Consider the following 12,063-nt stretch of genomic DNA (forward strand, 5'->3'; position numbering starts at 1 on the left):
ATCTATACTAGTTTTACAAGCAAAGTAGCAATAAAGAGTATAAAACATATAGAATAACTTATACTTAAATAATCCTTAACGCATGCATCATCGATCTTGTTATTATATTCTCCATAGCTTTTTAGATAATGCATATTATTACCATTATAATGAAAATAGAAATTAACGGATTCTATATAAGCAGCTAGTATATCCACATTAAGAAGAGGTGTTTTCCAAAGGTTATTAATATAATCACCTTTAAACTTTATCCTTAAGCTTTTGTTTTTAAAAACATAAATTGAATATAAAAACATCTCACCTATTAATGCTGGAATTATACAAGCTATAGATAGAACTCTACCTATTATATTCAAATTCTCATCAAAACTCAAATTGTAAATTAAAGCGAATATTATAGCAGCTCCGTTTCCAATCATAATAATATAAAATAAAGGCGCAATAAATCCACATATAAGTGATCTAGAGATAGTTGACATCGTGTCATAAAAACGTTTTCTTTCAGTGTGATCTAAGTTCTTTCTCTCTGTATTACTTATATCTATTACTATAAAAGCCACCAAGGCATTGTATAACTCAGTACTTTTCATAATAGAACTATTTTCCATGAAAGCAAGCCCAATATATATAACAATTACAGCAGAAAAATATAAAGTTTGCAGCAAATATATATTTTTTATTTTTTTCCTTAATTTTATATTAAAAGAATTAAATAAGCCTTGCCTATCTAGTCTCCATAGCAATATACTAAGTAAACACCCAAATACATATCCTATTCCCATTTACTTTCCCCCCAGATCATATTATTACGCACTTTAATATTAATATATGAGGGTAAGTCTTTAATTAAAACTATTTTTATTTTATTATTTAAATCAAGCCAAAATAGACATGCCTATAAAAGCATGTCTATTTTAACAATAAATTTATTTGCGTAAATTATTAGCCATTTGCCACATTTCATCAGCAGTTTTTAAAGTAGAAGAACTAAGTTGAAAGGCCCTTTGAGTCACAAGCATATCCGTCATTTCTGTTGCCATATCAACATTAGATAGTTCTAAATATCCCTGCATAACAGAATAATCATTACTTTGAACAACCTGTGCACCAGGCTTTGGCATAAATAAACTGTCTCCTATAGAAATCATTGAATTATCACCTACAACATTTGCAATTTTCACTTTTCCAAGAGGTACGTTTCCAGTGCTTCCTTTTATAGTTACAACACCCTTGTCATCTACATTAAAATTGTTCCTATTGAATTTATAAGGTCCATTCACTCTGTTAATATTATTACCCTGTGCATCAACTATACTTAATCTATTCCCCCCCTGATCAACTATGGTACCGCTTGAATCTGTGAGAAAATTACCTGTTCTTGTATAGGCTTTACTACCATCCGGCTGAACCACTTCAAAATAGCCTGTACCATCTATAGCCAAATCCGTTGGAAGGTTTGTATTTGTAACACCGCCTTGCATATTATCTCTTGTCCATTCTCCTAGCCTAACACCAGTACCGTTTTGAAGTATGGACTTACCATTTTTATCAGAAGATACTGGGTATCCATTTCTGTCAAGTGACTCGTAAACAAGGTCCTTAAAATTTGCATTAATTTTTTTATAACCATTAGTATTTACGTTTGCAATATTATTTGATATACAATCTAATTTTTCTTGTTGAGCCATCATAGAGCTTTGACTATTCCATAAAAGTCTTAACATCTGCTACATTCCCCCTCATTTGCACATTTTATCTTACTGTACCAACATCATTAACAGCTTTTCCCAGTGTTTCATCCATTGCTTGTAAAACTTTTTGATTACTTTCAAAATTTCTCAAAATTGTCATCATATTTATCATTTCATTTGTAATATTAACATTAGATTTTTCTAGTGCGTTTTGTCTAACTGTAATATTTTGATTTTGCAACGGATTTACTCCTTCAAACAAATTATCTCCAACTTTTTTAAGAGTTTTATAATCTGCAAAGTCCACTGTATTTAATTTATATAAATTTTCGCCATTAACTGAGATATTTCCGTATTTATCAGCTTTAAGTTTAGCATCACCAACAAATAGTGGTTGTACTGCATTTGTTGCTTTGTTTTTACATAACACCTTGTCTCCGCTATCTGTTACCAAATAGCCCTGTCCATCAACATGAAAATTACCGCTTCTAGTGTAATAATCCTTATTATTAATACCATCATTCCTTTGCACTGTAAAAAATCCTTTTCCTTCAATTGCAAAATCTGTGGATTTATCCGTTGTTTTAATAAGACCTTGAGTAAATTCTGTGTTTATATCATCGATTCTACTTCCCATACTCAAAGAACCAATAGTATTTTTAGTGTTTTTGCCATTTACAATTTTATCATAGTTTTGTATTAATACATCATCAAATTTTTTAATAGAAAGATTTTCACTTTTAAAACCATTTGTATTGGCATTTGCTAAATTATTAGCTACTATACTTTGTTTAGCTTCTCCAGTTATGAGTCCTGTCACTGCTGTGTAAAGACCTCTAATCATTTTCCCACATCCTTATTATTAATAATTGGCATTTCATCAGGGTAACGCATTCCATATCCTCTAGCCCTTATTTCCACCTTACCTTTACTCATTTCATAATTTATCTTTGCACCACTTAATAAAATTGCAGAAATAATCAGGCCAATTCCTATTCCTATTAGAATTTTACTATCACTTAGAAAGCCTATTAAATTTTTTATCTTATATATAAATCCTTTATTAATAGTACTTCCCCCTTACCTAAATGCAATATTTCCGATATTTCTCCCACAGATAATCCTTCGGCAAATAGTCTCTTTATTTCCTCCAGCTTTTCACTGTTTTTATTATGCACTTCATCTATAATAATTTCATTTTCGTTTTCATCATCAATTTCCTCTATATTTTCTCTATGTTTAGCTTGCTCTATATATGAAATATCTAAGTTTTTATTTGTGACCTCATTTTTTTTCATAATTTCTTTAATTTGCACTAATTCACTTTGAAGTTCCAAAATACTTTCAGAAAATTCTCGTCTAAGCTCTCCTATTCTAATGTCATAATCATTAGTATTTTCTATGGCATTTCCTAGAGCTCCTTTAAAGGACTTGTTCTGCTTTTTTATAGATAAGACATTTAAAATTACAAGAATTAATCCAATAAAAATTAATAAACCCGTCATATAATTCACTCCAAATTCTATAGTATTTCATATTTCAGTTTTACTAGAGCTTTTCTTAGATTTACAAGGGCCCTACTGTGAAGTTGACATACTCTTGATTCAGATACATTTAAAATATTCCCTATTTCTTTTAGTGTAAGTCCTTCGTAATAATATAAGGTTAAAACCATTTTATCTTTCTCTTTTAGGTTATCAAGGCCTAAGGATAAATATTCAATTTGCTCTTTTTCCTCTAATACTTTTTCTGGGCTTGGACTTCTATCATCCTTAATTGTACCACTAAGTGGCATTTCATCCTCATCCGAAAATATTAGATCTTCTAGTGAAACTACAGATATATAATTTATATTATTCTCAATATCAGCTACCTCATCAATTGTAATTCCCAGTTCCTTTGCAATTTCATGGTTTGAAGGCTCTCTATAAAGAAGCTTCTGTAGCCTCTCAATTGCTTCATTATACCTATTAAGCTTATCCATAGCGCCCTTAGAGATGGGGCTATTCTTACGAAGTTCATCAATCATAGCACCTTTTATTCTTATTGATGCATAACTTGAAAACTTCATGCCTTTAGTTGCATCAAATTTTCCTAGTGCATCCATAAGTCCAACCATTCCATAACTAATTAAATCTTCATATTGCACATATTTGGTTTTTCCAATTATTACTCTAGATGCGATATATTTAACTAAGGGTATATTGGTTTTAACAATTTGCTCTCGCACATCAGCTAAACTCGCTATGGACATATAAACGCCTCCTAAATTTTTTTCATCTGTTCTCTCATAAGTTGAAATATGTATTTAATTATTCTTTCCCTTGTTAAATTATCTAAAAATTCAAAGCTAAGTCCACAAACAAACCTACCTTCATCATCTTTTTGGATTCTCTTTGCTTGTCCCACTATATGTATCTCTTCGTTATTAACCGTTAAATTTACCAAAATAAAATCATTCTTCACAATTTCTTCTGATACTCTGACCTTCATGCCACCACCACTTAAATCAACTATTGAAGCCTTCAGATATTCGCTCTCATCTATGGCCTTTGGACTTATTTTAGGCTGATTCTTAAGGTTTTTATATTTAGCAGTGTTTATCAATGATATCCTAACATATTTTCTTCTTTGAATCTTTTCTATTTCCAAAGGTTTTGATATAAGTAAAATAGGTATATTTTCAATTTTACGTCCTATAACTGAAGATTTAAATTTATAAAGATTTTCATCTTCATAATAAATCACATCTATAATATCTCCCCTTGACAATGGAACATATTGACCTGCACTCAGAGGAACACTAATTGCTATATATTCCTCTGTTAAATCTTGTATGTTAGTATTATAATATCTTTCGTCAACTAATATTTCCACTTTCTTGTTTATGGCAAAATCAACCTTAGTCATTACCTCAACCCCTTACGAAAAAATACTGAAAATTTTCTTAAATAATCCTTCTATACCCATACCACTTGTCTTATCATTCATACCTTCAATTTTACTTGCAATACTATTTATATCCCGAGCGGACTCTGAAGTCGGATAACTTAGAATTACAGGTTGTTGAGCTCTTACTGCATAAGCTAATTTTTTATCTTCACTTATTTTACCTAAATATTCTAATTTCATATCAAGAAATTTAGTAACAGCATTGTTAAACTTATTAAAAGTCATATTAGCTTCATTATTATCTAAGGATCTATTCACTATAACTTTCGCAGAATCTTTAATTTTAAAATGCTTAACAGCCTTAAGTAGACTATATGCGTCTGTTAGTGAAGTAGGCTCTGGAGTTGTTACAATTATTAAATCCTCACAACAAGCAATGAAACCCAAAACACTTTTATTTACACCAGCACCAGTATCCATTATTATATAATCTAGTCCTGTTAAAGCAGTAAGTTTATTTAAAAATACATTCCTTTGAATTTCTGTCAAGTCCTCAACTTTCATAATAGCGGAACCTCCTGGAAGAAGTTTCACCCCAAATGGTCCATTTATTACAACATCCTCAATTTCTTTACCATTGCTTATAACATCAAATACGTTATACCTTGAAGAGCATCCCATTATAATATCATCATTTCCCATGCCTATATCTGCATCAAAAATCATAACTTTCCTACCCATCTTTTGAAGTGCAATAGATAAATTAACTACTATATTACTTTTCCCCACTCCACCTTTACCAGAGGTAACTGTTATAATTCTAGGCTTACTATCCAAACTATCAAGATTTTTCAATGCCATTTGTCTAAGTCCTTGTGCTTGGTCTAGCATATAGTATCCTCTCCTAATATAAGACTAATAATTTTGTCATCGGATAACTCTTTAATATCATCAGGTACATTTTGACCAGTTGTCACAAAACTTAAGGGTTTTTGGGCAGTTTCTAATATATTAAGTATGGAACCATAAGTGGAAGTTTCGTCTAATTTAGTTACTATTATACTATTATAATTCAAAATTTGATATCCTTCAATAATATATTTAATATCTTTGTTCTTTGTTGTAGAACTTAGTACTAAATTGATGTTTTTTGTATCTGCTTTTTCAACAAAAGTTCGGAGTTCAGAGATTTGCATTTTGTTTTTACTACTTCTTCCAGTAGTATCAATTAATACTACCTCACATTCATTCATAGACTCTATAGCATCATCCATATCCTTCATATTGTATACTACTTTAAAAGGTATGTTCATAATATCAGCATAAGTTTTAAGCTGCTCAACTGCACCAATTCTGTAAGTATCTACAGTAATTAGTCCCACTTTTTTCTTCTCCACTAGTGCTAGCCTTCCTGCAAGTTTTGCAATAGTTGTAGTTTTCCCTACACCTGTTGGTCCTACCATAACTATTCTTCCTTGTAAACTCGGCTTAGTAACATGAATCATTTCTTTTAGCACAAGTTTCAATTTTTCATATTCACTAGTTTGCAGCTCATCTTTAGTTTTAAAATTTTCAATTTTCCTCATTATATTTACGATAATTTCACTATCTACATCATTCTCTTCTAACATTTTTTCTATATCACTTTTATTATTTCCTGGGATATTATCACTGGTAAGCTTACTTATCATAGTTTTCATTTGTTTCATTTCGCTCATTAGGTCAGTTGTGGAATCAATACTGTTAGCCTTTTTGTTAACAGTATTGCGCTCCTTTGCATACTCCGAATTTTTATGTAGGCTATTAACTTGTTTTTCAGGTTCCCTAGGATAGGCTTTAATTTCATTTTGCTGCTCCACAACTTTTTTAATTGCTTCGATGCTTTCTTTCACATCTTGATTTTGCTCACTTATTTCATTTTCAATAGCTGCAGTAACTTCAATAATCTTGTGTGAAAATAATCCTTTTATTCCTGGTTTTCGAATTTTCCTTTGACTTATAATTACAGCTTCCGAGCCTAGTTCATATCTTATTCTTGTCATGGCTTCGTTCATGTTATTCACTACATATCGTTTTATAATCATTGTAGAGTCACAACCCCTTCAGTTTTAATCTCAACTTCATTTGGTATCTCATTGAGAGAAAGCACGCAAATAGTAGGAAATACCATCTCAATTAATTTTCTAAAAGCTGGCCTTATCTTTGGAGATACTAGTATTACTGGTTGATTATTATGAAAATAAATTGTGCTAATATTATTTTTAATAGAATTCAATATCTTACCTGTGGTACCCGGATCAACTGCTGGAAAAGATCCCTGTAGGGACTTTTGAATGTTACTTGAAATAATATTTTCAACTTCTGGTGAAAGCGTCATAATTGTTATACTTCCATTATCGTCAACTAGTCCATTACAGATACTTCTTCCCAGAGAAAAACGAACATATTCTGTTAATACTTCTAAATCCTTAGTTATTCTAGAATTATCCGCCAAAGACTCAAGTATTGTGACCATATCCTTTATAGCTACTCTTTCTTTAAGTAAACTTTGAAGAACCTTTTGAACCTCACCAATAGTCATAAGATCTGGTATTAATTCTTCTACTACAGTATTATATTTTTCTTTTACAGAATCAATTAATAGCTTAGTTTCCTGCCTGCCTAGGAGTTCAAATGCATGAGTTTTAATAGTTTCTGTTAAATGAGTGACCATTACAGTAGTTGGATCTACAACTGTTAGTCCCTTTATTTCTGCATCCTCTCTTTGATCATTATTTATCCACACTGCCGGCAGTCCAAAAGTGGGTTCAATTGTATTAATACCTTGTATATTAATATCTTCAGAACTAGGGTCAATACAAAGTAACATGCTTGGCATTAAATCACCTTTAATTATTACAGTTCCACGAATTTTAACTACGTATTCATTTGTTTTAAGTTGCAAATTATCTTTAATTCTAATAGGTTGAACAACAATCCCCATTTCAAGGGCACATTGTCTTCTTACTGAAGCTATTCGTTGTAATAGGTCTCCTCCTGTAGCTTCATCTGCCAGAGGGATTAATCCATATCCTATTTCTATTTCCATAGGTTCCACAGAAATCAGACTCATTACATTTTCTGGTTCTCTGTTTTCAGTTTCAAAATTTTCTTGTTCATCATTTTCTATTCTCATAATTTTTTGATCTTTTTCATCCTTATGCAAGAAATATGCACTGGTTGCCGTAGCAATGGATAGCAAAATAAAAACAAGATGAGGCATACCTGGAATAGCAGCCAAAACTAATAATACCACTGATGCTAGGGCAATAACCTTTGGAAATGCTGTAAGTTGCGCCGTTACTTGAGTTCCTAAATTTGTAGTGCTACCAGACCGCGTAACTAGAATACCTGACGCAACTGATATTAAAAGCGCCGGAATCTGGCCTACAAGACCATCACCTACTGTAAGGCGTACATAAGTAGTTGCAGCTTTTGCAATCGGCATTTTAAGCATCAGTACACCTATAATTATCCCACCAAAAATATTAATCATGGTAATAATTATACCAGCTATTGCATCTCCCTTTACAAATTTAGAAGCTCCATCCATTGCTCCATAAAAACTAGCTTCATCCTGCAATTTTGTTCTTCTCGCTCTTGCCTCTTCTTCAGTTATAGCACCTGCATTCAAATCAGCATCAATACTCATCTGTTTACCTGGCATAGCGTCTAGTGTAAATCTGGCAGAAACTTCAGAAACTCTACCTGCACCTGCTGTAATAACTATAAACTGTATAACAATTATTATTAAGAAAATAATTATTCCAACTACATAATTACCTCCAACAACAAATTCACCAAAGGCCTCAATTATATCTCCTGCATAAGCCTCTGTTAATACTAGCCTTGTAGATGAAATATTTAGCCCCAATCTTAAAAGTGTTGTAATAAGCAGTAATGTTGGAAAAACTGAAAATTGCAAAACTTCCGTTGTAAACATTGTTAATAGTAAAATTACAACTGCTAGTGTAATATTCAGTGCAATTATTACATCAAGAAGCTTTGGTGGTAATGGAATTATTATCATTAAAATTATTCCCATTACGCCAAATGCTACTAAAACATCCACATTATTTTTTATGTTAACTCTTACTTTTTCAGCCACAATTACCCTCCACTACTTTCTTTTCTTTAATTTGTATACCAGTGCCAATATCTCCGCCACAGCTCCATACATTTCCGTTGGAATTTCTGAGCCTATATCTAATTCTTTATATATTAACCTTGCTAGTGGTTTATTTTCAATAATTGGGATATCATTTTCTTTAGCAACTTCTTTTATTTTTATAGCCACATTATCTGCACCAATAGCCACAACTATTGGTGCCCCTTCGCCTCCCTGCTCATATTTAATAGCAATAGCTAGATGAGTAGGGTTTGTGATAACCACAGTAGCATCGGGAACTGATTGCATCATTCTACTTGATGCCATTTCTCTTTGCTTTTGCCTAATTTTCGATTTAATTTGTGGGTCTCCTTCTTGTTGTTTATATTCTTCTTTAACTTCCTGCATACTCATTTTAAGTTCTTTATTATGCTTATATTTTTGGTATGCAAAATCAATTACAGATATTATAAGCATAATTATGGCGATTTTAAAAAATATGTCTATTACCAATTTTCCAAAAACAACTAAAATGGCCTCTATTTTCAGACTTCCATAATTCATCATTTGTAAATAATTGTCTTTGATAAAATTGTAAGCTACTATTCCTATGGTGGTAACTATAGCTAAATTTTTCAGTAAATCCACCAGGGATCTTGTAGAAAAAATTTTCTTAAATCCACTTATAGGACTTAGTTTTTTTAAATCAGGTTTAAGTGGTTCACCAGTAAGTATAAAACCAGATTGCATCAAACTTGCCACCACTCCCATTATCATAATAGGCACCATAATTGGTAAAAGCAAAAGCCCAAATTTTATTATAGAAACAAAAAGCACCGTTCTAAAAGTTTCCTCAGTAACAATCAATGTTAAATAATTTTCTAAAAAAATAATCATTACACCTTTTAATGTATCTAATATATAGGCACCGAGCATTATGAGTAAAAGTGTTGAGGTGAGTAGTGTAACGGTAGATGATAATTCCTTACTCTTTGCTACTTGACCCTTTTTCTTTGAATCACTTTTCTTTTTGGGAGTAGCTTCTTCGGTTTTTTCACCGCTATCCGATGAGGCAAAAATTAGCAAGGGTATTACCTTATAGAAAGCTTTAATTATATCTGGAATAGTGTAAAAAGAATTTACTATTAATTTTATGACAATAGGTAGTACTAAAGCAAAACAACTGAGTCCTACTAGTATTTTTATTGGCATACCTAAAATCATAACATTTAATTGTGGTACAGTTCTTGACACTAGTCCCATAGCTAAATCCGTTATAATAATTATCAAAATAATTGGTATTGCTATTTTAAATCCAAGTGTAAAAAATTCTATAAAAATTTTCACCATCATCATAGCTGTTCCTTGTGAAAGTATAAACTTTCCAATATTAACAACGTTAAAAGAATCAATAATAGCCCTTATCAGCATATGATGGCCATCTACAACAAAAAACATTACCATGCTTACCCAGTAAAGTAACCTTCCAAGCAGTGTAACATTCTCATTAGATATAGGATCAAACATGCTCATCATGGAAAACCCAACTTGGAAATCCATAAGCTGACCTGCCATCTGCGCTGAGAAAAAACAAAACTTTGTTATGTATCCTAATGCGAGTCCAGTAATAACCTCATCTATACAGAATTTTATGAGTCCAGTGTTATTCGTAATTAAGCTTACATTTGCATAATTAACGCCTGGCAAAATCAGAAAAGTAAAAACAACACAAAATCCAACTTTAACCATTGCAGGAGTACCCTTAGGAAAGAAAATTGGTATACCCATAACGAAGGCTGATACTCGCAGTAGCACCATTATAAAGCCTAAATAATAAGCTGTATTAATCAATATATCTCCACCTAACCTCCCATATTAGCAATAAGTTCAAAAATTCTAGTTGTAAAATCAACTAAAATGTGAAGCATCCAACTACCCATTAATAAGCCAATTAGTGCTGCTGCAAGTAATTTTGGCACAAAGGTTAATGTTTGCTCCTGGATTTGAGTAGTAGCTTGAAATATACTTATTATTAACCCTACTAAAGTTGCTACAAGTAGTATAGGAGCCGATACCAATATTGCAGTTTGAATAGCATCTTTCATTATAGATAACACAATATTCTCAGTCATTTAATTCACCTCAACTAAAACTCATAATTAACGATTTTACAAGCAGATTCCAACCATCTACCATAATGAATAACAATAATTTAAATGGGAGAGAAATCATAACTGGTGGTAACATCATCATTCCCATAGCCATAAGAACACTACCCGTAACAATATCAATTATAATAAAAGGGATAAATAATAAAAATCCCATTTCGAAAGCTCGCCTTAGTTCACTTATTATAAAAGAAGGTACCACTGCATATAGAGGTACTTTATCATAGGTAAGTTTAGGCTTTCCTTTGCTCATTACCACTTTGCCCTTTGCATCAACTTCATTTTTAACTGTATCTTCTAATTTTCCCACCTCTAAAAAAAGTTTTAAGTCCTTAGCTCTGGTCTGTTTTAACATAAAATCCCTCATTGGTTTAGATCCTTTATCAATGGCAACAGATTGAGTTATTTTATTATTCAAATAGGGAGTTAAAGCCTCCTTATTGACTTTTGTAAAGGTTGGTGCCATAGTAAAAAATGTTAAAAATAGAGCTAGTCCAATTATAACCTCTTTTGGTATTGCCTGTTGGACACCAATAGCACTTTTAAATAAGGATAGTACTATAATTATCCTTACAAAACTGGTAGTCATTATAATAATTGAAGGAAGTAAGGTAAGTACAGTAAGAGCCATTAACAGCTTAATATTATCTACATAATCCGTCGGAGTAGTGGCTTTATCAATAGAAAGATTAATTTTTGGTATTGGTAATGTTTGTGGAGCAGCATTTACTACTTTTATTGTAACAATCCCCACTATTACCATAATCAAAGCAAAAATAATCAGGTTTTTATTTTTTATTTTCATCTTTAGCACCCTTTTTCATAATATGTTTTTTGAATAGTTCCTTCATGTCATCATACTGAGGTAGCTCTTTAATATTTTCAATTGTACTAACCTCTTCCTTTGGCAACTCAAATAAAATATTAATTTCCTTGGAACTAGAAGAAACTGCATAGGCTTTTTCTCCGATTTTTACAACTATAATGCTATTATCCTTAGATAGAGCAATCCGGTCTATTACTTTCATATATCTACCATTTTGCAATTTTTGAAGTTTATTACCACCATATTTTAAAGATAAATATAATAAAAGTAATATGAAAGGTAAAAATATTAATATTTTTAAAAGTAATGTCCAAAATTCTAAATCCATGATTCTATCAC

13 protein-coding genes are annotated in these 12,063 nt (G+C 31.4%); all 13 read right to left on the reverse strand.

What is annotated here, in order from left to right:
* Nucleotides 1–2: 2 nt before the first annotated feature.
* The 13 genes from Ctaglu_RS02940 to fliO all read right to left on the reverse strand — a co-directional run bounded on the left by Ctaglu_RS02940 (nt 3) and on the right by fliO (nt 12,052).
* Nucleotides 3–782, reverse strand: a complete 780-nt coding sequence (locus Ctaglu_RS02940; protein ID WP_124997925.1) for a hypothetical protein — start codon at nt 780–782, stop codon at nt 3–5.
* Nucleotides 783–926: 144 nt separating this feature from the next.
* A complete protein-coding gene (locus Ctaglu_RS02945) occupies nt 927–1,724 on the reverse strand; it encodes a flagellar hook-basal body complex protein (protein WP_124997927.1) in 798 nt (265 codons plus the stop codon).
* 28 nt (nt 1,725–1,752) lie between these two features.
* Complete coding sequence (locus tag Ctaglu_RS02950) at nt 1,753–2,535, reverse strand: flagellar hook-basal body complex protein (RefSeq protein WP_124997928.1); 783 nt, start codon at nt 2,533–2,535, stop codon at nt 1,753–1,755.
* 196 nt (nt 2,536–2,731) lie between these two features.
* Complete coding sequence (locus Ctaglu_RS02955; protein WP_124997930.1) at nt 2,732–3,196, reverse strand: DUF6115 domain-containing protein; 465 nt, start codon at nt 3,194–3,196, stop codon at nt 2,732–2,734.
* A 17-nt stretch (nt 3,197–3,213) separates the two neighbouring features.
* Nucleotides 3,214–3,945, reverse strand: a complete 732-nt coding sequence (locus tag Ctaglu_RS02960) for a FliA/WhiG family RNA polymerase sigma factor (protein ID WP_124997932.1) — start codon at nt 3,943–3,945, stop codon at nt 3,214–3,216.
* A gap of 11 nt (nt 3,946–3,956) precedes the next feature.
* Nucleotides 3,957–4,601 carry a flagellar brake protein gene (locus tag Ctaglu_RS02965; RefSeq protein ID WP_124997934.1) on the reverse strand — a complete coding sequence of 215 codons (645 nt, stop codon included), beginning with the start codon at nt 4,599–4,601 and terminating at the stop codon, nt 3,957–3,959.
* Between the two features lie 12 nt (nt 4,602–4,613).
* On the reverse strand, nt 4,614–5,474 hold the full coding sequence (locus Ctaglu_RS02970) for a MinD/ParA family protein (protein WP_124997936.1): 861 nt from the start codon (nt 5,472–5,474) through the stop codon (nt 4,614–4,616).
* A complete protein-coding gene (gene flhF / locus Ctaglu_RS02975; protein WP_124997938.1) occupies nt 5,468–6,667 on the reverse strand; it encodes a flagellar biosynthesis GTPase FlhF in 1,200 nt (399 codons plus the stop codon). The genes Ctaglu_RS02970 and flhF overlap by 7 nt, the downstream gene beginning before the upstream one ends.
* Nucleotides 6,664–8,733, reverse strand: coding sequence for a flagellar biosynthesis protein FlhA (gene flhA / locus Ctaglu_RS02980; RefSeq protein ID WP_124997940.1), 2,070 nt, complete (start codon nt 8,731–8,733; stop codon nt 6,664–6,666). The genes flhF and flhA overlap by 4 nt, the downstream gene beginning before the upstream one ends.
* A gap of 9 nt (nt 8,734–8,742) precedes the next feature.
* Nucleotides 8,743–10,581, reverse strand: a complete 1,839-nt coding sequence (locus Ctaglu_RS02985; RefSeq protein ID WP_124997942.1) for a fused FliR family export protein/FlhB family type III secretion system protein — start codon at nt 10,579–10,581, stop codon at nt 8,743–8,745.
* A gap of 11 nt (nt 10,582–10,592) precedes the next feature.
* Entirely contained in the window at nt 10,593–10,862 is a 270-nt protein-coding gene (fliQ, locus tag Ctaglu_RS02990) for a flagellar biosynthesis protein FliQ (RefSeq protein ID WP_124997944.1), read from the reverse strand.
* A gap of 10 nt (nt 10,863–10,872) precedes the next feature.
* A complete protein-coding gene (fliP, locus tag Ctaglu_RS02995) occupies nt 10,873–11,703 on the reverse strand; it encodes a flagellar type III secretion system pore protein FliP (protein WP_124997946.1) in 831 nt (276 codons plus the stop codon).
* A complete protein-coding gene (gene fliO / locus Ctaglu_RS03000; protein WP_124997948.1) occupies nt 11,687–12,052 on the reverse strand; it encodes a flagellar biosynthetic protein FliO in 366 nt (121 codons plus the stop codon). Before fliO ends, fliP begins: the two co-directional genes overlap by 17 nt.
* Nucleotides 12,053–12,063 lie beyond the last annotated feature (11 nt).

The sequence above is a fragment of the Clostridium tagluense genome (assembly GCF_003865095.1).
Lineage (GTDB): Bacteria > Bacillota > Clostridia > Clostridiales > Clostridiaceae > Clostridium_AD > Clostridium_AD tagluense.